The organism is Neorhizobium sp. IRS_2294 (assembly GCF_050500145.1).
Classification (GTDB): Bacteria; Pseudomonadota; Alphaproteobacteria; order Rhizobiales; family Rhizobiaceae; genus Neorhizobium; species Neorhizobium soli.
The window spans coordinates 1118063-1140466 of record NZ_CP191440.1; the positions used below are offsets into that span (position 1 = coordinate 1118063).

General features: G+C 59.5%; 18 protein-coding genes. 13 read left to right on the plus strand and 5 right to left on the minus strand.

Annotated features, from left to right (window positions below; translation table 11 throughout):
• The first annotated feature begins 2 nt into the window (after positions 1-2).
• Genes ACQY1K_RS22305 through metC form a run of 4 tightly spaced genes read left to right on the plus strand, consistent with a single transcriptional unit; the run spans position 3 to position 4612 of the window.
• On the plus strand, positions 3-941 hold the full coding sequence (locus tag ACQY1K_RS22305; RefSeq protein WP_430259556.1) for an ABC transporter ATP-binding protein: 939 nt from the start codon (positions 3-5) through the stop codon (positions 939-941).
• A 13-nt stretch (positions 942-954) separates the two neighbouring features.
• Positions 955-2565, plus strand: a complete 1611-nt coding sequence (locus ACQY1K_RS22310) for an amidase (protein WP_430259558.1) — start codon at positions 955-957, stop codon at positions 2563-2565.
• A 17-nt stretch (positions 2566-2582) separates the two neighbouring features.
• Complete coding sequence (locus tag ACQY1K_RS22315; protein WP_430259560.1) at positions 2583-3437, plus strand: sulfurtransferase; 855 nt, start codon at positions 2583-2585, stop codon at positions 3435-3437.
• Positions 3437-4612, plus strand: coding sequence for a cystathionine beta-lyase (metC, locus tag ACQY1K_RS22320; RefSeq protein ID WP_430259562.1), 1176 nt, complete (start codon positions 3437-3439; stop codon positions 4610-4612). The genes ACQY1K_RS22315 and metC overlap by 1 nt, the downstream gene beginning before the upstream one ends.
• Positions 4613-4681: 69 nt before the next feature.
• Here the strand turns inward: metC and nadS are convergent, their stop codons facing one another.
• The 4 genes from nadS to ACQY1K_RS22340 form a co-directional block, all read right to left on the minus strand.
• Positions 4682-4966 (minus strand): NadS family protein, encoded by a 285-nt coding sequence (nadS, locus tag ACQY1K_RS22325; protein WP_430259564.1) that lies wholly within the window; start codon positions 4964-4966, stop codon positions 4682-4684.
• Positions 4963-5313 carry a type II toxin-antitoxin system RelE/ParE family toxin gene (locus tag ACQY1K_RS22330; RefSeq protein WP_430259566.1) on the minus strand — a complete coding sequence of 117 codons (351 nt, stop codon included), beginning with the start codon at positions 5311-5313 and terminating at the stop codon, positions 4963-4965. Before ACQY1K_RS22330 ends, nadS begins: the two co-directional genes overlap by 4 nt.
• Positions 5314-5470: 157 nt before the next feature.
• Positions 5471-6790: an NAD(P)/FAD-dependent oxidoreductase gene (locus ACQY1K_RS22335; RefSeq protein ID WP_430259568.1), complete on the minus strand. Its 1320-nt coding sequence runs from the start codon at positions 6788-6790 to the stop codon at positions 5471-5473.
• Between the two features lie 56 nt (positions 6791-6846).
• On the minus strand, positions 6847-7752 hold the full coding sequence (locus ACQY1K_RS22340) for a LysR substrate-binding domain-containing protein (RefSeq protein WP_430259570.1): 906 nt from the start codon (positions 7750-7752) through the stop codon (positions 6847-6849).
• A 140-nt stretch (positions 7753-7892) separates the two neighbouring features.
• Here ACQY1K_RS22340 and ACQY1K_RS22345 point away from each other — a divergent pair, with 140 nt between their 5' ends.
• The 7 genes from ACQY1K_RS22345 to ACQY1K_RS22375 all read left to right on the plus strand — a co-directional run bounded on the left by ACQY1K_RS22345 (position 7893) and on the right by ACQY1K_RS22375 (position 17519).
• Positions 7893-10175 (plus strand): molybdopterin-dependent oxidoreductase, encoded by a 2283-nt coding sequence (locus tag ACQY1K_RS22345; RefSeq protein WP_430259572.1) that lies wholly within the window; start codon positions 7893-7895, stop codon positions 10173-10175.
• A 19-nt stretch (positions 10176-10194) separates the two neighbouring features.
• Positions 10195-10962 (plus strand): VOC family protein, encoded by a 768-nt coding sequence (locus tag ACQY1K_RS22350; protein ID WP_430259574.1) that lies wholly within the window; start codon positions 10195-10197, stop codon positions 10960-10962.
• Positions 10963-10982: 20 nt separating this feature from the next.
• Positions 10983-12281 carry an aconitase/3-isopropylmalate dehydratase large subunit family protein gene (locus tag ACQY1K_RS22355; RefSeq protein WP_430259576.1) on the plus strand — a complete coding sequence of 433 codons (1299 nt, stop codon included), beginning with the start codon at positions 10983-10985 and terminating at the stop codon, positions 12279-12281.
• Positions 12278-12781: a hypothetical protein gene (locus ACQY1K_RS22360; protein WP_430259578.1), complete on the plus strand. Its 504-nt coding sequence runs from the start codon at positions 12278-12280 to the stop codon at positions 12779-12781. The genes ACQY1K_RS22355 and ACQY1K_RS22360 overlap by 4 nt, the downstream gene beginning before the upstream one ends.
• 34 nt (positions 12782-12815) lie before the next feature.
• Complete coding sequence (locus ACQY1K_RS22365; RefSeq protein ID WP_430259580.1) at positions 12816-13679, plus strand: MBL fold metallo-hydrolase; 864 nt, start codon at positions 12816-12818, stop codon at positions 13677-13679.
• A gap of 6 nt (positions 13680-13685) precedes the next feature.
• Complete coding sequence (locus ACQY1K_RS22370; protein WP_430259582.1) at positions 13686-14468, plus strand: sulfite exporter TauE/SafE family protein; 783 nt, start codon at positions 13686-13688, stop codon at positions 14466-14468.
• Positions 14469-15425: 957 nt separating this feature from the next.
• Positions 15426-17519, plus strand: a complete 2094-nt coding sequence (locus ACQY1K_RS22375) for a methyl-accepting chemotaxis protein (protein WP_430259584.1) — start codon at positions 15426-15428, stop codon at positions 17517-17519.
• A 207-nt stretch (positions 17520-17726) separates the two neighbouring features.
• On the opposite strand, the gene ACQY1K_RS22380 is transcribed toward ACQY1K_RS22375, so the two are convergent.
• Positions 17727-18728, minus strand: a complete 1002-nt coding sequence (locus ACQY1K_RS22380; protein ID WP_430260631.1) for a class I SAM-dependent methyltransferase — start codon at positions 18726-18728, stop codon at positions 17727-17729.
• Positions 18729-19032: 304 nt separating this feature from the next.
• Between ACQY1K_RS22380 and ACQY1K_RS22385 the strand changes: the two genes are divergently transcribed.
• Positions 19033-21015, plus strand: a complete 1983-nt coding sequence (locus tag ACQY1K_RS22385) for a putative bifunctional diguanylate cyclase/phosphodiesterase (protein ID WP_430259586.1) — start codon at positions 19033-19035, stop codon at positions 21013-21015.
• Positions 21016-21232: 217 nt separating this feature from the next.
• Positions 21233-21739 carry a DUF427 domain-containing protein gene (locus ACQY1K_RS22390; protein ID WP_209903846.1) on the plus strand — a complete coding sequence of 169 codons (507 nt, stop codon included), beginning with the start codon at positions 21233-21235 and terminating at the stop codon, positions 21737-21739.
• Positions 21740-22404: the final 665 nt, after the last annotated feature.

Sequence of the window (22404 nt, forward strand, 5' to 3'; positions counted from 1 at the left end):
TCATGCCGGCAGCACTCGAACTCGTCGATCTCGTCATGCATCATCCGACGCCGGCCGGTCTTTTGAAGGCGGTGGACGGCATCGATCTCAAGGTCGATAGCGGCGAAACGCTGGGCCTCGTCGGGGAATCCGGTTGCGGCAAGTCCACGCTGGCGCGCTGCGTGGTCGGGCTGAACCGTCCGACCCGCGGCTCGGTCGTGCTCGGCGGCCGCGAAACGGGCAATGACCGCTCCGACCGCCTGACGCGGGCCCGCAAGGTGCAGATGGTGTTTCAGGACCCGATGGGCGCGCTCAATCCGCGCCTGACGATCCGCACCATCATCGAGCAGCCGTTGAAGGTTCACAAGCGCGGCACGCCGGCCGATCGCCGTTCGCGGGTCGAAATGCTGGCGGCCCAGGTGGGGCTTGGCGAACATCTTCTGGATCGTTATCCGCACGAGCTTTCCGGCGGGCAGCGCCAGCGCGTCAGCATCGCCCGTGCATTGACGCTGGAGCCGGAACTGATCGTCTGCGACGAGGCCGTCTCGGCGCTCGACGTTTCGGTACAGGCACAGGTGCTCAACCTGCTGACCGATCTGCAGAAGCGGCTCGGCGTCGCCTTCCTGTTCATCAGCCACGATCTCTCGGTCATCCGCTACATCTCCAACCGGATTGCCGTCATGTATCTCGGCCGGATCGTCGAGATCGGCGATTCGGAATCCGTCTGGAACAACCCGCAGCACCCCTATACCCAGGCGCTGATCGCCTCGATCCCCGACGAGGTGGCCGATGGCGTCAACAGGCCGGTCCTGTCGGGTGACGTTCCAAGCCCGATCAATCCGCCTTCCGGCTGTGCCTTCCGCACCCGCTGTCCGCGGGCCCAGGCGATCTGCGCCGAAATCCGGCCGGATCTCGCAGCGACCGGCCGTCCGCATCAGGTTGCCTGTCATTTTCCCGGCTAAGGAGGCTTCGGCCATGTCCGATCGCGACATCCAGTTCTGGCATCAGATCGATCCGCCGAACGAGGCCGTAACCGATTTCTCCGCCGATATCGAAAGGCTGGTCGATGCCTATCATCGATTGCCGCCGGGCCGGATGGAAGACGAGCCGGCCGATTTTACCGCCGCGCTGACGCAAGCCGCCTGGACGGATGAGACGGCCACCGGCCCCGGCAATTCCCCGGTCGCGGGCCTCTGCGACATGGTCGATGCAATCGGCCAAGGCGAAACGACGGCGGTTGCCGAGACCTCGGCCTGCCTGCAGCGGCTCGATGAGGGCGGCGCCGTCAACGCGATGATCCGTTCGAACCGCGAGGCAGCACGGTCTAAGGCTGTACGCCTGGATGAAGACAGGGCGAAAGGCATCGCTTCCGGCCCGCTTGCCGGAATGCCGCTTGCTCATAAGGACATGTTCTATCGCAAGGGCGAGCCATGCACCTGCGGTTCGCTGATCCGTGCCGACTACATTGCCGACCGTACGGCAACCGTGCTGTCGCGGCTGGATGCGGCCGGCGCCATCCATGTCGCCGCACTCAACATGTCGGAATTTGCCCAAGGGCCGACCGGCCATAACCGGCATTTCGGCCCGGCGCGCAATCCGTGGGACACAAGCCGTGTTACCGGCGGCTCCTCCTCCGGCTCGGGTGCGGCGGTCGGCGCCGGTCTGGTCGCCGCCGCATTGGGCTCCGATACCGGCGGTTCGATCCGCATTCCGGCGTCGGCCTGCGGTATCACCGGCCTCAAACCGACATGGTCGCGGGTCAGCCGTTACGGTGCCATGCCGCTTGCCCCATCGCTCGATTGTATCGGCCCGCTTGCCCGCAGCGCCCGCGATTGCGCCCGGCTGCTGTCCGTCATTGCCGGACCGGACGACAACGACATCACGGCAAGTGAGCTTGCCGTTCCCGATTACGAGGCAGCGCTGACCGGCGAAATTGGTGGTCTGCGGCTCGGCATTCCGCAGACCTATTTCCTCGACGGCGTCGATGCCGCCATTCTCGATCGTTTCGAAAATGCCCTGACGGTGCTGGAGGCGCGGGGCGCAAGCCGGACCAAGGTGGAGCTGGCGGCACTGGACGAGGTGGCCACCTATTCGGCGATCCTCAGCAAGGTGGAGGTCGCGACCGTCCATGCGGACTGGATGCGCAGGCGGGCGCAGGATTATGCCATCCAAGTCAACAGCCGCATGTATCCCGGCTTTGCCATTCCCGGCGTGCTTTACCTGCAATCTTTGCGCCGTCGTGGTGCCGTGTTGCGGGCCTTCCTCGCATCGGCATTCGAAAACGCCGATGTTCTGGTGATGCCGACGATGAAGGTGACGCCGCCGACGATTGCCGAGACAGATGTCGATGCGGGCGTCGAAGGGGCGATCCCGAAATTCCTCAGCCTTTCCGCCAATACACGGGCCTTCAACTATCTCGGCCTGCCGGCGATCAGCATTCCGGTCGGCTTCGATGCTGTCGGCATGCCCGTCGGCCTTCAGATCGTCGGCCGGCCTTTTGCCGAGGCGCTTCTGTTGCGCGTCGCGGATGCCTTCCAGCGCGATACCGACTGGCACCTGAAACGCCCGTCGGTGGAAAGATCATAAACTCCAAGGATCAAGATATGGACGATTATCTCGTCGAACCGGCATGGCTTGCAGAGCAACTGGCCGATCCCCTGAAAGCCCCGTCCGTCGCGGTTCTCGATTGCACCTGGTTCGTGCCGGAGGCGGAGAAATCGGGTCTCGAAGAGTTCCGCAAGGGACATATTCCCGGCGCACTTTATATCGATCTCAACGACGTCTCCGACGCATCGTCGCCATTCGTCAACATGCTGCCGGCGGCAGAGCAATTTGCAGCCGAAGTGTCGCGGCTGGGCATTGGCGACGATACGCTGGTGGTGATCTACGACGTCAGTTACGTCTCGGCCCGCCTTTGGTGGATGTTCAAATTGTTCGGTCACGAGAAGGTCCGCATCCTCGATGGCGGTTATCGCCGCTGGCTGGCAGAAGGACGGCCCGTCGAGACCGGCGACGCCAGACCCGCCGCCGCAGGCCACTTCACCGCCCGTCCGGCAAAGGATCAGGTGGCCGGCTGGCAGGATGTCTTTCAGGCGATCGAGGATGGCGACAGTCTGCTGGTGGACGCCCGCACGCCCGGCCGCTTTACCGGCGAGCAGAGCTCCGGTTATCCCGGCATTGCCGGCGGCCATATGCCGGGCGCCATCAACGTCTCGTGGAACGTGCTGATCGACCAGTCGGCGCCGTTCCGCTTCGCCACGCCGGAGCGCGCACGGCAATTGTTTGAACAGGCCGGCGTCGATCTCGAACGGCCGATCATTTCCACCTGCGGCTCGGGCGTTACCGCCTCGATCATCGCTTTCCAGCTCGAACGGATCGGCAAGCACGACTGGAAAATCTACGACGCCTCCTGGCACGAATGGGGCCAGCGCGACGATCTTCCCAAGGAGAGTATCTGATGACGACGACAAAAAGCGGGCTCGCGACGCGGCTGACCCAGGCCGGGCGTGTGCTCGATCAATCCGGCATTTCCGTCAATCCGCCGGTGGTGCGTGCCTCGACCTTCGTTTTCAAGACGATGGGCGATTTCCAGACGGCGGCAAAAACACCCTATACGACGCCGTTTTACGGTCGCGTCGGCACGCCGGTCAGCCTTGCCTTCGAACAGGCCGTGGCCGAACTTGATGGCGGCCATGCAGCGATTGCCACATCCTCGGGTCTCGCCGCGATCACCGGCGTTTTCCTGGGCTTTCTCAGCCAGGGCGATCATGTTCTGGTGCCCGACAGCGTTTATGATCCGGTGCGCCGGCTCTGCGCCCGCACGCTGTCGCGCATGGGGATCGAAACGACCTATTACGATCCGTTGATCGGTGGCGGCATCGAGGCCTTGGTCAAGCCGAATACCAAACTCATTTACATGGAATCCCCCGGTTCCGGCACATTCGAAGTGCAGGACGTGCCGGCGATCGTCGCCGTCGCCAAGGCCAAGGGCATTCGCACCGCCATCGACAATACCTGGGCAACGCCGGTTTTTTTCCGGCCGATGGAACTCGGCGTCGATGCCTCGATCCAGGCCGGCACGAAATATATCGTCGGCCATTCCGATGCGATGCTTGGCGTCGTCACCACCACCGAAGAGGCCTTTCTGCCGGTGCGTGTGGCGCTGCAGGACACCGGAACCTGTGCCGGTTCCGAAGAAGCCAATCTCGGCCTGCGCGGTTTGAGAACGCTCGGCGTGCGGCTGCGCCAGCATCACGAGGCGGGACTTGCCGTCGCCAACTGGCTGAAAACCCGGCCGGAAATCGCCAAGGTCCTGCATCCGGGCCTGCCGGACTGCCCCGGCCACGAGATCTGGAAGCGTGATTTTTCTGGCGCCAGCGGCCTGTTTTCGGTCGAACTCAACCCGATCGGCGCGGGCGCGCTGGAGCGGATGATCGATGGCCTGAAGCATTTCAAGATCGGCTTCAGCTGGGGCGGTTACGAAAGCCTCGTCCTGCCCGCGCATCCGGAAACCTCGCGCGTCGTCAACAAATGGACCGGCGGACCGGTCATCCGGTTTCATATTGGCCTAGAGGATGTCTCCGACCTGATCGCCGATCTCGAAGCCGGCCTCGATCGGCTGAAGGCGAGCTGATCTTTACGGCGCAATGTTGGAAAATCGCGTTTCGTTTACCCGTTCCCTTTGCGGAATGGGTAAACGTGGTCATGCGCGGATAGCCTGTGCTACCATGTCAGGTGCTTGCTCGATCACTTTGAGCAGGAGGATCGCGGCACGATCCGGTTGACGGCGTTTCTGCTCCCAGTCCTTGATTGTGCCTTCGGGCAGACCATACCGCTTCGCAAAAGCGGCCTGCGAAAGTTTCTGGCGTTTGCGGATGGCCGCAACGTCGATGGTTTCAGGGATGAAAACGGCGGCAGGTTCCGCACGCCCATCTGCAATTGCAAGTGCTTCCTCTGCACTCTGGATAAGCTCTTTTCCGAACGTCATGCCTTGTCCTTTCTTTGCCTGTAGGCATCGGCCACCTTGGGCAGGATGCGGGCCAATTCGTTTCGCTCGGCTTTCGAGAGGTTGCCCTTCTCGTTCTTTCCGTAGATTGCCAGCGCGAACACAGGAATATCTCCGCCCCCGAAGTAATGAATGGTGCGGAAGCCGCCAATCTTTCCTTGACCTTCACGGGCATGGCGCAGCTTGCGTGCTCCGCCGGTTCCGGCCATCAGCGCTCCGCCCTCAGGATCAGCAGCGATAACAGCGATGATCTCTTGAAGCTCGTCATCAGACAGGCCGCACCGCTTGGCCTGCGCAAGAAAAACAGACGTTTGGATGACGCTTTGCACAGGACATCCATACGGCAATGCCGTCCATTCCGCAAGACCAATATACGGCAATGCCGCCCATCCATGGGATGTGCGGCATTGCCTTTTGGACAGCATGTGGACGTTGTCGGTCCAAGGCCGACTTGTTCCCTGTATCGATGCGCGGTCGCGCCAAAAATCAGAAGCCGATCGGCCAGTGGTTGATCTTCGAGCCGTCGATGAAGCGGCTGTGGCGGAAGGGAGAGGCGTCGGTGGAGGGCGTGTTACCCGTGACGATATCCGCCATCAGTTCGCCGGCCGCCGGGCCGATGCCAAAACCGTGGCCGGAGAAGCCAGTGGCAATGTGGAAACCGGGCAGTGCGGTGACGCCGGAAATGACCGGGATCGCGTCCGGGGTCACGTCGATCCAGGCGCCCATGCGTTCGTTGACGACGAGATCCTTGAAGGCCGGGAACATTTCACGGACGTTGATCAGCGCCTGGTCGAGGACCTTGTGGGCGGGAACCGGGCGCAGAATGCGGATATCCTCGAACACGGTGCGCTGGTCGAGCGCCCATTTGCGCGGCGTCATCGCTTCCTGGAAGGAGCGCTTGCCGATGCGGAATTTCATCGCCCGCCATTCGTTTTTCAAGGCCGGGATATAGTCTTTCAGATAACGGAAGCTGTCCGGCACGATATCGACCGGATGGGCCGAGCGCATCGAGAAATTGTAGCCGCCGTCGAGGCGCTTGCGGAAGCCGAAGCCGGGGCCGGAACCACAACCTTCCGGACCGCCCGACAGCGGCCGGGTGCGCATGACCTGCGACAGCAGTTTCAGCTGCGGCATCTTGATATCGAGATTGGCGGCAAACAGCGACGACCACGAACCGCCGGCGAGAACCACGGACTTGCAGCGGATGCGGCCCTTTTCGGTGACCACTTCGCTGACCTTGCCGCCCGAGGTTTCGACGCCGCGCACGGCGCAGCCGGTGACGATCGTGGCGCCGAATTTTTCAGCGCCGCGGCCGATCGCGCGGGTCGCCATATGCGGTTCGGCAAAACCGTCGCTGGCCGTATGCAGGCCGCCGCCGAACTTGCGCGACGAGCCGGGAATGAAGTTGGCGATCTCGGAGCCCGAAACGAAACGGGTGTCGAGACCATAGGGTTCGGCAGCCTTCATCCAGCCGGCGTAACGCTGCAGGTCCTTTTCCTCGTTGACGAAATAGGTAATGCCCTGAACACGGAAGCCGGTGTCGCTGCCGACCACTTCATTGAGCGTCTTCCAGATTTCCATCGAACGGATCATCAGCGGGATTTCGCGCGGGTCACGGCCCATCTTGCGCACCCAGCCCCAGTTGCGATTGGACTGCTCCTCCCCGAGCTCGCCCTTTTCGCAGACCACGACCGATACGCCCCTCTGCGCCAAGAAAAGCGCCGTGCTGACGCCGACGATACCACCCCCGATGATGACCACGTCGGCTTCGGGCGGCACGACATTAAATTCCTTAGGTATGGTCATCTGCATGTTCATCGGTGGGGTCCGTTCGATTTGGGAGGGCTTGGAGGGAAATAGAGTCAGGCTGCGGCAGGCGGATTGGCCTCGATATAGGCAAGCACGAATTCGCGGAATTTGGTGTTGGCGGCGGATTCGGAAGCGTCGTTCCAGATCAGCTGCAGTTCCAGCTGGACGCTGGGCGTGATGGGCTTGAAGACGATGCGATCGGCCACCGCCACATTGGTGGAGAAGGGATTGACCATCGCCACGCCGAGCCCGGCACCCACAAGACCGCAGACCGCATCATGCGAGGTGGCATCGATGGTGATGTTGCGGTCGACACCCTGTCGATCGAACAGCATGTCGATCTCGAAACGAAAGGGAGCGCCGCGCGGAAAGCTGATGAAATCCTCGTTGGCCAGATCCTGCAGTTTCAGCTTGTCCTTGTCGGCCAAACGGTGGCTTTTGGGCAGCACGCAGACGATCGGGCGCTTGAGCAGCATCTCGGTATTGAGCGCCGTATTGCCGTTCGCCTGGGTGGTGAAACCGACATCGGCCGCACCCGATACGACCCAATCGACCACCTGTTCATGGCTGAGCGTCTTCAGCGAAATGTTGATGTCCGGATAGTCGGCACGGAAGGCGGCGATCAGCTGGGGCATGAAACCGCTGACATAGGAGCTGGTGACGGCGATGGTCACGCGGCCGATCTGCAGGCTCTTGATCGCGGCAACTTCGTTTTCCAGCTCTTCCAGGCCGACGAAGATCTTCTCGACCTGTTCGAACAGATGGCGTGCATCCTTGGTCGGCTCAGCACCATTTCTAAGGCGCTTGAACAGCTTGAAGCCGACGGCCTCCTGAAAGTCGCTGACCAGCCGGCTGACGGCCGGTTGGGAGACACCGAGCAGCTCTGCCGCCTTGGACATGCTGCCCATGGTGACGACGGCACGAAATGCCTCGATCTGTCGAACATTGAACTTGCGCAAAGGGTTTTGCTCCAGCTTGGCCGATTGCCCACTTATAACATTATCGGAATAAAAGGCAACTTGACTACGTTAAAATTATATCGCAACTTTCAATCATGACCGGTGACAGGCCGGTGCCTTCATACGAAAAGGCTACACCCATGCCCATCCTGCGATCAGCTTCACATTGGGGTGCTTTCCGCGCCGTCGTCGAGGACGGACGTCTCGTCGACGTGCTGCCTTTCGAACATGATCCCGAACCCAATGCCTTGATCAAGGTCTGGCCGGAAATGCTCACTTCTCCGCTGCGCGTCGCCCGACCCGTCGTGCGCAAAGGCTGGCTGGAGAACGATGGCGGCAAGGGGCGGGGCGAGGACGAATTCGTCGAGATCGAATGGGACGAGGCGATCGAGCGGGTTGCGGGGGAACTGCGGCGCGTGCGCGACACGTTCGGCAATGCGGCAATCTTCGGCGGCTCCTACGGCTGGTCGAGTGCCGGCCGTCTGCATCACGCCCGCAGCCTGGTGCGCCGTTTCCTCACCGGTTTCGGCGGCTTTACCGACCAGGTGACCAATTACAGCTATGGCGCGGCCATGGCGTTCCTGCCGCGCGTGGTCGGCCGGGGCGATGCGATCGGCTCGCACCTGACCTCGCTGTCCTCGATCCGCGAACATGCCGATATCGTGCTGGCCATGGGCGGCATTCCGGATCGCAACTGGCTGATCCAGGCCGGCGGGTCCGGCACCCACGGTTACGGCAATTTCATGGAGACGATGGGCAAGCTGCGCTTCATCAACATCTCGCCGCGCCAGGAAGATGTGACCCCGGCCGACGCATTCGAGTGGATGCCGATCCGGCCGAATACCGATACGGCTCTGCTTCTGGCGCTGATGCAGGCGGTGATCGCTGCCGGCCGCGAGGATAAGGCGTTCCTTGATCGTTACTGTCACGGATTTGCGCCGTTCCGCGCCTATCTGATGGGCGAAACGGACGGGATCGCCAAGACGCCGGAATGGGCGGAACACATTTGCGGCGTGCCGGCCGAGACGATCCGCGCTTTGGCGGAAGAACTGCCCGGCAAGCGGGTGATGCTGACGGCCACCTGGAGCCTGCAGCGCGCCCGCCATGGCGAACAGCCTTACTGGGCGATGATTGCGCTTTCCGCCGTGCTTGGCCAGATCGGCCTTCCAGGCGGTGGTTTCGCCTTCGGTTACGGTTCGTCGAACGGCATGGGCAACCCGCGTTACGAGACGCCGCTGTTCGGCCCGCCGGTCGGCCGCAATCCGGTAACGCCGCCGATCCCGGTTGCCCGCGTCACCGACATGCTGCTCAATCCGGGCGGCGACTATCGTTTCAACGGCAAGACGCAGACCTATCCGGATATCAAGCTGATCTACTGGGCAGGCGGCAATCCGTTCCACCACCAGCAGGATCTCAACCGGCTGCGCGAGGGTTTTCGCAAGCCCGAGACCGTCATCGTCCACGAATGTTACTGGACGGCGACCGCGCGGCACGCGGATATCGTGCTGCCCGCCACGACGGCGCTGGAACGCAACGACATCGGCGGCGCTTCGCGTGATCCCTACATTCTCGCCATGCACAAGCTGGTCGAGCCGGTGGGCGAAGCGCGCAACGATTTCGCCATTTTCGCCGAACTGGCCAAAAAGCTGGACATGGGCGACGCCTTTACCGACGGTCTGGACGAGGCGGGCTGGCTCGACCGTGCCTGGGAAAGCATCAGCGGCAAGCTGCAGTCGCGCGGCATCACCGCGCCGGTCTTCTCGGATTTCTGGGAAAAGGGCTATTTCCACATGCCCGAACCGAACCGCGACTACGTGATGTTCGAGGCTTTCCGTGAAGATCCCGATGCCAACCGGCTGGAGACGCCATCCGGCAGGATCGAGCTGTTTTCGCAAGCTCTGCGGGACGAAAGCGACGGTGTGCAGCCGGGGCATCCCGCCTGGCTCGATCCCGAGGAATGGCTTGGCGCACCGCTGGCAGAAACCTATCCGCTGCATCTCCTGACGCCGCAGCCCGGCCGCAAGCTGCATGGCCAGCTCGACGCCTCCGCCCATTCCATGGCCGGCAAGGTCAAGGGGCTGGAGCGTGTCGACCTGCATCCGTCAGATGCTGCGCGGCGCGGGATCGCCGATGGCGATGCCGTTCGCCTGTTCAACAGCCGCGGCAGCTGTTTTGCCGTTGCCCGCGTGACCGAAACCATCGTGCGGGGCGTCGCCGTCCTGCCGACCGGCGGCACATACGATCCCGATGGCATGACCGACCGCAACAGCAATCCGAACGTGCTGACCCGCGATATCGGCACCTCCGAAATGGGGCAGGGTTCCTCGGCGCAATCCTGCCTGATCGAGATCGAGCGGGTGGAGGGCGACACGCTGCCGACGATCCGGACCTTTTCACCACCTCCCATCACACCCCGCAGCTGAACTTATAAGGAAAAAGACCTTGGCATCGCCCGATCACATCATCGCTCTCGTCAACGACGTGGAAAAAGCCGCCGCCGATTATGCAGCTCTGGGCTTTACCATTCTGGAGCGCCAGGACAGCCAGCACGGTTCTGCCGTCTATCGCTTCATCTGCCTCGATGACGGCAGCTATATCCTGATCACCGCCTTTACCGATGCCGAAGCGCTGAAGAAACATCGGCTCGGCCCGCTTCTGGCAGCCGGCGAAGGCTGGGGTGACTATTCCTTCACCGTTGTAAGCGTCGATGCGCTGAGCAAGGAGCTGGAAGCCATGGGTTCCAAGACCGCCGGTCCGGTCGATGTCGGCAACACGCTGGCGGACGGCTCGAAATGGGGTCTGAAACTGCTGATGACCGGCCGCGGCACCGGTGGCGATGATGCGCTCCCCTTCGTGGTCGAAGATGTCGTCGGCCGCGGATATCGCATTCCGGCAGCCGTGCCGCATGCCAATGGCGCAACCGGCATCGCACGTATGATCATCGCAAGCCCGATGGCTGAAGCGACCGCTAAGGTGCTCGCAGCCCAGATGGCAGCACCGATGCAGGCCGCGGAGGCTTACCAAGGCCGACAGGCCTTCTCGATTGCCGCAGGCACCTATTCGGTCACCGTGTTCCAGGACGATGCGGCGTCCCCGATCGGCCGTATCGGCGGCGGACTTTATGCCGTCGAACTCAAGGGCAGCGAAGCCAAGGGCGCTCTCGACCTGACGCTCGCCCACGGCGCACTTCTGTCCATCGTCAAGGGCTGAGAACGGCGAAGGGGACCGGGATGGACGCCGACCACGGCACGGGCATGACGATCGTTGAAAAGATTCTTGCCCGCGCTGCCGGCCTGCCGCGCGTTTTTGCCGGTGACATCCTGACCATCCCGGTTGATCGGGCCGTGATGCTCGACACGACCTTCTTTTTCCTGAGACAGATGCGGCGCGAAATCCTTGCCGTGCCGCATCCAGATCGCATTGTCATCGTCTTCGATCACGAGGTTCCGGCCCCGTCCGCCACCAGCGCTGCTGCGCAGCGTATGGGGCGGGAGTTTGCTGCGCGCTGGGGTATTCGCCGCTTTCACGACGTCGGCTTTGACCAGGGCATCAGCCACGTCCTGCTTTCGGAAAACTGTCATGCCCTGCCGGGGATGTTCGTCGTCGGCAGCGATTCCCACAGCGCCGCCGCCGGCGTGATGAATTGCGCCGCGCGGGCGGTAACGATCATCGACCTGATCGCAGCCGTCGCGACCGGCGAGACCTGGCTGCAACTGGCACCGACCGTGCGCTATGATTTCATCGGTCGACTTGGACCTGGCGTCGCCGCGATGGACGTCATTCTCCATATCGCCGATCGCTTCGGCAGTCATGCGGGCTCGAATATCGAATTCGGCGGTGAGGGGATGGCCGGTCTGTCGATCGATGCCCGCCGCACCATCTCGACCATGTGTACCGAACTGAACTGCGAATTCGCCACTTTCGAAGCGGACGATATCCTGATCCGGCATACTGAATCCCGCACCGCGGAGGTTTTTCGACCGGTCCAGCCGGATGCAGATGCGGATTACCTGCGTCGCGAGGTGATCGACCTGTCCGCTGTCAGGCCCATGGTGGCCAGACCGGATCAGATCCTCGGCAATACCGGCCATGCCGGGACGGAGAATGAACGCATCGACCAGGCGTTCATTGGCTCTTGTGCAAACGGCAGCCTTTCCGATATCGCCGCCGCCGCTGCGGTTCTGCGCGGCAGGCGCGTGGCGGATGGCGTCCGATTGATCGTCACGCCGGCAAGCCAGGCCATCTACCGCGCCGCCTTGAGCGAAGGTCACATCCAGACCTTGGCGGAGGCCGGCGCGATCGTGACCAATGCCACCTGTGGCGCCTGCGCCGGTGGCCATATGGGAGTGCTCGGACCCGGCGACAACTGCATCGCAACCGCGACCCGCAACTTCAAGGGACGGATGGGGGATGCGAGCGCCCGCATCTGGCTCGCATCCCCCGCCACCGTGGCAGCATCGGCGGTTGCCGGCCGGATTGCCGAACCATCCGGCTTGCCCGAGTGCGCGCATTTCGGGGGCCGGTCATGATCGAGGGGCGCTGCTGGCTGTTCGGCGATGACATCAATACCGACGTCATGATGCCGGGCGACGTGCTTTATTCCAGCGAAGCGGCGCAGACGAAAGCGCTGTTTCGGGACGTCCGACCCCGATGGCTGGACGAAATCGGGCCGGGCGACATCCTGATCGCGGGCCGGAATTTTGGCCTCGGGTCCAGCCGCCCGGCGGCACGCTCGCTTGTCAATGTCGGCATTTCTCTTCTCATCGCCGAAAGCATCAGCAGCCTGTTTTTCCGCGGTTGCGTGAGCTACGGGCTGGCGGCGATGACCTGCCCGGGCATCACGGAACATGCGCGTGAGGGTGATGTGCTGCGTGCCGACCCGCGGACTGGCGACGTTCTCAACATCACGACAGGCACCGCCATAAGCGGGCATGCTGTTCCAACCGATCTGCTGGCGACGATGCGTGCCGGCGGTACACTTCCGATGCTGGAGGCGCGCGGGCTGATCTCGCCCCCCGCCACCCCATGAATTGACAAGGGATTTCATATGACGACGAACCCGGATGTCCGCGGTTTTTTACGATCGCCGCACGGGCAGTATCCAATATGTGGTGTCCGATCCGATCACCAGGCGATGCGCAATCGTCGATCCGGTTCTGGATTTCGATGAGAAGTCGGGTGCCACGGCGACGACAAATGCGGACGCCATCCTCTCCTATATCGCCACCGAAGGGCTGGAGGTGGAATGGATACTCGATACCCATCCGCATGCCGATCATTTCTCCGCCGCCCGTTATCTCAAGCGGAAGACCGGCGCCCCAACCGCGATCGGGGAACGGGTGAAAGCCGTCCAGGATATCTGGAAGGGCATTTATAATTGGCCCGATCTTGCCTGCGACGGCTCGCAATGGGACCGGCTTTTTGCCGATGGCGACAGTTTTGCGATCGGCAGCATCGAGGCCCGCGTGATCCATTCGCCGGGCCATACGCTGGCGTCGGTGACCTATGTCATCTGTGATGCCGCCTTCATTCACGATACCTTGTTCATGCCCGACAGCGGATCGGCACGGGCAGACTTTCCCGGCGGCAGCGCGATCAACCTGTGGGCCTCGGTCCAGACGATCCTATCTCTCCCCGACGACACGAGACTGTTCACCGGTCATGACTATTGCCCGGGTGGACGCGAGGCGCTGTGGGAAAGCACGGTTGCGGAGCAGAAGGCGACCAATCCGCATGTCAACGGCAAGACGCAGGCGGAATTCGTGGCCTTGCGCGAGGCAAGGGACCGGACTTTGCCGATGCCGAAGCTGATCCTGCATGCCTTGCAGGTGAATACTCGCGGTGGCGAATTACCGGTGGCGGACGAAAGCGGCCGCCGTTACCTGAAAATCCCGCTCGATGCCCTGCCGGGCGCGGTCTGGGGCTGACCGCCCATGTATGACGGCATGATGGCGAACCAGATGATCGCCGCCCTGATGTCGGGCGGCCTCGTCGGTTTTTCGCTCGGCTTTATCGGCGGCGGCGGGTCGATCCTGGCAACGCCCCTGCTTCTTTACGCGGTGGGCGTGAAGGACGTTCATACCGCGGTCGGCACCGGCGCGCTTGCCGTCTCCGTCAACGCCTATCTCAATCTTGGCAGCCATGCGGTCAAGGGTCATGTCTGGTGGCGGTGTGCGGCGATCTTCGCGATTGTCGGTGCGCTTGCGGCTTTGGCCGGCTCGAGCCTTGGCAAACTGATCGACGGCGGATTGTTGCTGATCGGTTTTGCCGTCGTGATGCTCGTCGTCAGCCTGCTGATGTTCCGTCCGTTGCGCATCCGCCAGGTGGTCGATGCCGGCTCACTCGACGGCAAGGCCCATCTGAAACTCTGCGCCATCGCTCTTGTCGCCGGTTTCTGTTCCGGCCTGTTCGGCATCGGCGGCGGTTTCCTGATCGTGCCGGGCCTGATATTTTCGGTCGGCATGCCGGTTCTCAATGCGGTCGGGTCTTCGCTTCTGGCGGTCGGAACCTTCGGGCTTGCCTCAGCCTTGAATTATGCGCTGTCCGGCATGATCGACTGGCAGGTCGCCATGGAGTTCATCCTCGGCGGTGTGATCGGCGGTGTGATCGGAATGGCGCTTTGCCTGCGCCTGTCCGGCAGACAGGAAATCGTCAAACGTGTGTTTGGCGCGGTGGTGCTTTGCACCGCTCTTCTCATTCTGTTCTTTCGACCATAAGACCATCCTCGGCGGAGCAGTTGCAACCTCAATCATAGTGCCTCATGCACAAGAAAAGCCTATACGAGCGCGGCGGTCCTGAAGCGGGGTTTCTGACGATTAGAGAATGCGGTTGCGCTCCGACAAACCAGCAAATTATGGTTCATATTATCAGTCTTGTTGGTACACCACTGCCGTTGAGATTTCGCTGCTCCCATTGTCGCTTAAAACTTATTCAGACGTTTTTCGGGTCATCGCAATGATCGGGACAGGCAGTCCAGCATGTTCGGATCACAACACTCTGAGCGAACCAGAAACAAGCCAGTACTTCTGCTAATATCGCAGCAAAAGCATCCCGTTTGCAACGATCTCCTACTTTCTCGAAGATTACCTGAACGATCAATGCCAAAAAAAGATTGATGTCTTGCTCGAATCCCATGTGTGAACCGCTGGCGACAAGCAAGATATTTCGATATAATACAATATAATTTGATCGTTGGCGTGAGATAAGCGAGCAAGACCAGCTTTCTCCGAACGACGTGCACCACGTTTCCCCCCAATGTCGTCATATTTAAACCAAGCGATAGAATTACGGGCGGTTCCGGTTGCTTTCGCGATCTGCTCTGGAGGAACTTCAAACATCGCCTAGATGCATGAGGGTCATAATTATCAGATATTTAGTAGCGCAATTCGATCTGGTTCTAGGTTGTATCCGTTCAAGGCGAAGACGACCGATACGGGATGGGAAGTAGGGCGACTGTGGTGAAGGCTGGGCGCGAATGAAGTGCAGAGCGCCTCGTTGCAGGATCGAGATGGTTCGAAGTCTCGTAGTCGCTCAAATTTAATCTTCTTAATTTAGTGAGTTGTTCGAAGCTCACGTCTTCCTGCACGCATGATGCGCGTTGCCTCGCCGCAAGGCATGTTCCCCGTCCAATCTAAGCTAGGTGTCGCACCGGCAGCATCCGAAGGAATTTTGGTTTGTCTAGGAAATCAAACCTGATGACGCGTATTCTCATAGCAGCGTCTCTCGTCGTGGCTACCGCCTTCGTCGGTTTCTCGACCTATATCGACAGCCTGCAACGCGGCGTGGCAACCAAGGCTGTTGCCGAAAAGATCAGCGCCTCTGGAAAGCAGGCATCCCAAAGCATTGCAAACTGGCTGAACGGTCGCATCATGCTGACCGATGTATCTGCCAAGGGAATGGAAAAAGCCAAGGATCCTGCGGCCAAACTCGCGTTTCTGCAGAACGACGTTTTAACAAGTCAGTTCATGTCCACCTACTTCGGCGACGCTGCCAACGGGGCGTTCATCACCTGGCCGCAGCAGGAACTGCCCGCCGGTTACGATCCAAGAAAGCGACCCTGGTATCTCGATGCCGTCCAGGCTGATAAGGCGGTACTGACGGAGCCGTACTCGGATGCTTCGACAGGCGGGCTTATCATTACGGCTGCCGTCCCCGTTAAGGTCGACGGGAAACTGAGCGGTGTGACAGGTAGCGATTTTTCGCTCGACTCGCTTGTGTCCATGATCCAGTCGGTCGATGTCGGCACTGGAGGGTACGCATTCCTCGTAAACACAAGCGGTAAGATTCTTATTCATCCGGATAAATCCCTTGTCAACAAGACCCTGATCGATCTGTTTCCATCTGGCGCACCTGCGATTGCAGCCGACATCGCGGAGACCGAAATCTCCGGGAGTCGCAAACTGACGAGCTTCGTCCCCGTCAGTGGTCTGCCGTCCGTGGACTGGTATCTCGGTTTTGTCGTAGATGCAGATGCCGCCTATGCATCTGTTTTCCAGTTCAGGATCGCGGCCATCATCGCAACAGTGCTTGCCGTCGCAGGAATGATCGGTCTTGTCGCCATTCTTCTGAGTAAGCTCGTGATTAAGCCGGTGACACAGATGACGTCTGTGATGGAAGAGCTGGCTGCAGGTCAACTGCAGGTGGCCATCCCCGGGCAGAACCGTACAGACCAGATTGGCTCAATGGCATCCGCGCTCTCAGTTTTCCGTAGCAATGCGATAGAGCGCCAACGTCTCGAGGGTGACGCCAAACAGACACGTGCGTCTTCTGAACGTGAACGAGTCGACCGGGAACAAAAGTCTGCAAACGATGCCGCTGACATTCAGTTGGCAGTCGATGCGCTTGCAAAGGGATTGGCGCATCTCTCCGACGGCGACCTGAACTATCGCATCGCAACGCCATTTGTGTCTCACCTTGATCGTTTGCGCGAGGATTTCAACAATTCGATCGGCAAACTCAACGAGGCACTGACGACAGTCGGACAAAATGCGAGAGCTATCGATGCAGGTGCGAGCGAGATCCGTCAGTCGGCTGACGATCTCGCGCGGCGGACGGAGCAGCAGGCAGCGTCCGTCGAAGAAACGGCCGCGGCGCTCGAACAGGTAACAACCACGGTCAAGGACTCTGCTCGACGCGCTGAGGAAGTTGGTCGACTGGTAAACCGTACACGCGGCAACGCCGAGCAGTCCGGTATCGTGGTTGGCGATGCTGTCAACGCCATGCACGGCATCGAGCAGTCTTCGGCAGAAATCTCGAAGATCATCGGCGTCATCGACCAGATCGCCTTCCAGACGAACCTCCTGGCGTTGAATGCCGGCGTTGAAGCGGCTCGAGCAGGCGAAGCGGGCAAGGGCTTTGCTGTTGTTGCGCAGGAGGTGCGGGAACTCGCGCAGCGCTCGGCCAACGCTGCAAAGGAAATTAAAGCGTTGATCAATACATCTGCGTCGCAGGTTGAGACGGGAGTGGCACTCGTCGGCAGAGCAGGTCTAGCACTGGCGACGATTGTTGCTGAGGTAAAGGAGATCAACGGACATATCGACGCGATCGTTGTCGCTTCACGCGAGCAATCGACCGGGCTCCAGGAGATCAACACCGCGATCAACACGATCGATCAGGGTACGCAGCAAAACGCGGCAATGGTCGAGGAACAGACAGCGGCTAGCCACGGCCTTGCGGCGGAAGCCGACGAGCTTAAGAGGCTCTTGGCGCAGTTCACGTTAACTGAGCAACCGCGGGAACAACAGGCTCGCTATGGCCGAGCTGCTTGAGGTAGCCGTAAGAGGTGTGCCACCTAGTCAAGGTAAGGACGGGCGAAGGGATCCGCAGGCCCGTCCTTAAACCAGCTTCAAATACTTTTAAGACCGTTCGAATGCAATCATCGAGACTAAGTCATGTCCAAGGCGACGTCATGTCGCCCCGGATACGAAGTCATGGACTTGGGGCAGTAAATTTTCCAAGAGGCCTATCGCCGCAGCCTACTGCAGACTCGTAATCGTGCTGTAGATGATATTGCGGTTGGTCCCGAACCAGACGCGGGCATCCACTGTCTCCGCATCAACACTCGCACCCACGATACGCCACATGTCTGACTCCGAACGCTGCAGGAGCTCCCAGTCCATATAAGATTCCATATAGCCGTCGTCAGACATCTCATCGGAGAAATTAGCGAACAAGAATACTCCGCCCGGCTTCAGCATCGCGACGCAAATCTGCGTAAGTTTGATCGCGACCTTATCGCTAAGGTAATCGTAGAGACCCGCGGCATAAATCAAATCAAATGTTCCGAGTTGATGCTTTCCCGTGAGGAGCCCACGCACCGATCCATCGATTGGATCGACAGACGTCCCTTCGAATTGTCTCATGATTGAGCCGATGCTTTGGGGATCCTGATCGAGGGCAACCCAGCGCTTGATTTCGCCTTTTGAAAGGGCCGTCGATGCCTCCGCTTCCCGGAGGTGTCCGGCTGCAATCGCCAGGATTTCAGTATCCGAGGCGGTCCTCGCCGCGGTCTCATCGACGTAGCTGGTTAGAATGTCTCGCCTTTCCCTGACCGCAACCGGCCCTGGTGCGTTAATTGTGTACTCAAAGATCTGAAGCCCGACAGGAGTCGCCTTGGCAACTTCTTCAGCTACCGCTTCATGTCCATAGATGAAGTCTATCAGTCCGGCATCTCCTGAATAGCCACGCGGCTTCTCGAACGACCACCGGGTGAAGGGGCACTGCTGCAATATCTGCGCGGAAGGATGTGCTTGTATGATTGGGACGAGCATCTGCCAGACTTCGGGCCCTGCTTTTTGCCTGATATCATGCAGTTGACCGATCAACCATCTGGTCATCTCGGGCAGATCCTTCCCGGCATCCAACCGCTGCATCGCCAGGTTTATGACAATGGCAAATTGAGCTTTTGCTTCAGCTAGAAGTTCTGCCTGGTTGGTCGGTTTTTGCGAAATAAGACTGTCGCTGACGGATTGGGGCATGATCAAGCTTTTGCCGTCAGGCGAGAAAAGGGGCTGAGCCAAGAAAAATAACCTCATGATTAATGGAATGTTAATACAAGGTTAAATTCTTCACCGATTTGTCATTCGTCAAGGATTATTAGTCTGTCCCGCATTGGGCCAATCAAGCGTCACCAACTTTAGAAATTATTAAATAAGCTGGGCGGTTCGTATCGAGTGCGCGCGCGATAAGCTCGTTATCGTTTGTCGCGGATGTCACATGGCGCTACTCAACGTACAGCGGCGATCTACGACGCGTAGCTACAACCGAATTGGTTCTTAGGCCATGCTGCACATGTTTGCCGAGGCAGGTTACGTCGCAGCAGGTACGACGCCCTCGCCGGAAGACTTGCGTGATTTGTACGTGCGTGAGAGCGAGCGGGGCAGGAGACGCGTCACGCGCAAAGGCCTATGGATAGCCGTCGTCGCGTATCTGGCGTATTCTCTTACCGACTACCTCTTTATTCCCGACGTCGCTTACTACACCGTCGCGGGCCGTCTCGTCGTTGGGGTTTGTGCCTTAGCGATCTTAGAGGTCTTGATCTACGTCGGAGCAAGATCCGGCCTGATCGACACTGTCGCGGCTACAGCCGTATCCGTAGCCTATCTTGTTTGGATTCTCACTGCACAGATGTCCAGTGCTGTGGAGGCGCTCTCCTACTACATGGTTTTCGGCGCCATCTTCATGATGAGCGTGAACCTGTTTTTCAGCTTTCGCTTTCCCGTTGCACTCACAGCCTCTGCAGCGAATATGCTCATCTTTCTGGGCACGCTCTATCTATATTCACCCATGTTGCCGCTTTATAAGCTGATCCTCGGAGCCTTCTGCATCTCGTGCTTCATATTTACTTCGTACGTGAACCTGAAACTCAACCGAGAGCGTTACAACGTGTTCCTCAACGCTCTCGAGGCCTGTGTCCAGCACAACGCGGCAGAGGAGAGGGGTAAAGCTCTCCTCCTTTTGTCCAACACTGACTCGCTCACTGGGCTGGAAAACCGCCGGGCTGTCGATGAGCGACTGCGTGATTACTGGCGACGTTGGCTCGACCATAGGTCGATGTTCTACGTGCTGCTGCTCGATGTCGATTACTTCAAACGATACAACGACCGCTATGGTCATCAAGAGGGTGACCGGTGCCTTGTCGCTGTGTCCCATCTTCTTCAAGAGGTTGTCAATTCCCACGGAGCTAGGATTGCACGTTACGGCGGCGAGGAATTCATCATCATCGCGCAGCAGCAAAGCGTTGAGGACGCCATCGCTTTTGCAGAGGCGATCAAGTCTGCCATACGTGCGCTGGCTTTACCTCATGAGAACCGACGAGATGGAACCTCGATCGTTACGGTCAGCATCGGATTGTCGTTCGCTAGGAACCAGACCAAGCACCTCGACCGAGTTGTCCACGAAGCGGATCTTGCCCTCTACGCCGCGAAGAAAGGCGGTCGGAACACGGTGGTGGTGTTCGATCCTGGTGACGCGAGGACACAGGATGACGAGGAGGACATAGCAGCGATCCTGAAGGTCGCCGTCGCCCAGCGGCTTGTATCCCTCGTCTATCAGCCGATCCGAAATGTTCAAACGGGCAGAGTGGCGGCTGCAGAGGCTCTGATGCGCTTGCGTCGGCCCGACGGCACCTCGATTTCACCCGCTGACTTCATCCCCGTCGCCGAACGATCGGGGTCAATAATCGAACTGGGGCGTTGGGCGATACGCACCGTCTGCAACGACATTCTGGCAGAGAATAAGGTGGAGGTCGCAAGTGTGAATGTTTCGCCGATTGAGCTCAAGATGCCCGACTTCTCAAGTTTCGTCGCTTCAACTCTCTCTGATTTCGGTTTAGCAGGAGCGAGGCTCGCTCTCGAAATTACAGAAGGGATGGAGCTGGAAATAGACCAAGACGTAGTGCGCTGCATCAACGATTTGCGAAAGTTGGGCGTCCAGGTCTGGCTGGACGACTTCGGTACGGGTTTCGCGGGATTGTCGTGGCTGCGTCTCATAGAATTCGATACCGTCAAAATTGATCGGTCCTTCCTCCATGACTGCAGCACGGAGCGAGGACGACGAATGATGTTGGACATCATCGGTCTGCTTCGCAACCGCGGAACACGCATTCTTGTCGAAGGGGTAGAAACTATCGAGCATCAGCGTCTGATGCAGCAGTACGGCATTCATCAGCTACAAGGGTACTATCTTGGCCGACCCGCAGCGGGAGACCAACTTCAATCCATCAACGTGTTACCGTTCGATACGATGAAGAGCCGCGTAGGCTAGGTATCAAGCAGTAAGAGTAGCTTGGAGCCTGTCGGCATTGATACGACCAAACCCAGCCTATGTTCGGCAACCTCGCCAGGCCTTGAGTTCGATTCGTTTCAAAGCGTCTTGTTGCGACGGCCAGGTACGAGAACGAGCCATATAGCTATTCTGCGAAGCAGCTCCAGCCTTGCAATTCACCGCTGCTGCTGCAAGTTGGCTCGGACTGGAGGACATTATGGTAACGCTTACTCATCCCGTTCCAGACCCATGCCTGCCCGGGCAGGAGAGCGTTTGGTCCTTCCCAAGGCCGAGCATCGCCCAGCCGGTGCGCAATCATTTGAAGATCATCTACAACGGCCACGTTCTCGCGGAGACCACGGCCGCAGTGCGCACGATCGAAACAAGCCACCCGCCGACCTATTATTTTCCGCCCGCCGACGTAGATCTCTCTATGCTCCGTGAGGGCAGCAGCAGGTCGATCTGCGAGTGGAAAGGACAGGCGCGCTATTTCGATATCCAATCGGATGACAAAACGAGCCGGAACGCGGCCTGGGCCTATCCGCATCCCACGACATCTTTTGCCCTGATTAAGGATTTCATTGCCTTCTATCCGCAGGCCATGGACTTGTGCCTCGTAGACGGCGAGGCCGTAGTGCCCCAGGCCGGGACGTTCTACGGCGGATGGATTACCTCAGGCGTTGCTGGCCCGTTCAAAGGTCCGCCTGGGACTGAGCGTTGGTGAATGGGCCATACCAGGTCTAGTAGGCTCGGAATAGATGAACGATACTGCGGAGCGATATACGGCAGAGTTAACTTAGAGACCCTCAACCAGCTTGAAGCGCTTCGGCTCATACCGCTTGCTCGAAAGCTAAGTGGCATTGTTCGCCGTCATCTCCTAGTGCCAGAGATATTGGTTTGGTAGTTCAAATCTTTTCGAGATCTGCAAGCTGACCGGCTATTTTCGATTACTACGACACTGGCTGAAAGTCCGTTGTCAGTGAGCGGATCTCAGACGCAATACGATCTGCGGAGGCCTGTTGCAATTTTGACAACGATCTCACAATATATGACAGGATTACTCCACATTTATTGATTGCGCGAGATCTGGCTTTTATAGGTGGCCCCCGTGGCAGCGTAATGCTGTCTTCGCGACACCTTCGAATCCACAACCTCTTGGGTCGCCACGATATTTTTTGTTCTTAGACAAAGGGTCAGGCAATGACGTTCTTGTTCACTCGGCATCCTTTTTGCCGCATGCTCCAACACTCTACTGCCTTTGTCGGTTTGGTGGTTGTTTGCGCGGCGAGTGCGGCAATTGCGCAAGAGGCTCCTGTCAATACGACCCTCGCCCCAATTGTCATTACAGGCGCTGGGCAAACCATCGGCGAAGACAACGATACGATCGTA

Excerpts from the sequence above, each read along its gene's own strand:
- ACQY1K_RS22385 (WP_430259586.1), top strand. The coding sequence starts at position 19,033 with ATGCTGCACATGTTTGCCGAGGCAGGTTACGTCGCAGCAGGTACGACG.
- ACQY1K_RS22355 (WP_430259576.1), top strand. The coding sequence starts at position 10,983 with ATGGACGCCGACCACGGCACGGGCATGACGATCGTTGAAAAGATTCTT.
- ACQY1K_RS22370 (WP_430259582.1), top strand. The coding sequence starts at position 13,686 with ATGTATGACGGCATGATGGCGAACCAGATGATCGCCGCCCTGATGTCG.
- ACQY1K_RS22315 (WP_430259560.1), top strand. The coding sequence starts at position 2,583 with ATGGACGATTATCTCGTCGAACCGGCATGGCTTGCAGAGCAACTGGCC.
- ACQY1K_RS22390 (WP_209903846.1), top strand. The coding sequence starts at position 21,233 with ATGGTAACGCTTACTCATCCCGTTCCAGACCCATGCCTGCCCGGGCAG.
- ACQY1K_RS22365 (WP_430259580.1), top strand. The coding sequence starts at position 12,816 with ATGTCCGCGGTTTTTTACGATCGCCGCACGGGCAGTATCCAATATGTG.
- ACQY1K_RS22305 (WP_430259556.1), top strand. The coding sequence starts at position 3 with ATGCCGGCAGCACTCGAACTCGTCGATCTCGTCATGCATCATCCGACG.
- ACQY1K_RS22310 (WP_430259558.1), top strand. The coding sequence starts at position 955 with ATGTCCGATCGCGACATCCAGTTCTGGCATCAGATCGATCCGCCGAAC.
- nadS (WP_430259564.1), bottom strand. The coding sequence starts at position 4,966 with ATGACGTTCGGAAAAGAGCTTATCCAGAGTGCAGAGGAAGCACTTGCA.
- ACQY1K_RS22335 (WP_430259568.1), bottom strand. The coding sequence starts at position 6,790 with ATGACCATACCTAAGGAATTTAATGTCGTGCCGCCCGAAGCCGACGTG.
- ACQY1K_RS22380 (WP_430260631.1), bottom strand. The coding sequence starts at position 18,728 with ATGCCCCAATCCGTCAGCGACAGTCTTATTTCGCAAAAACCGACCAAC.
- metC (WP_430259562.1), top strand. The coding sequence starts at position 3,437 with ATGACGACGACAAAAAGCGGGCTCGCGACGCGGCTGACCCAGGCCGGG.
- ACQY1K_RS22345 (WP_430259572.1), top strand. The coding sequence starts at position 7,893 with ATGCCCATCCTGCGATCAGCTTCACATTGGGGTGCTTTCCGCGCCGTC.
- ACQY1K_RS22360 (WP_430259578.1), top strand. The coding sequence starts at position 12,278 with ATGATCGAGGGGCGCTGCTGGCTGTTCGGCGATGACATCAATACCGAC.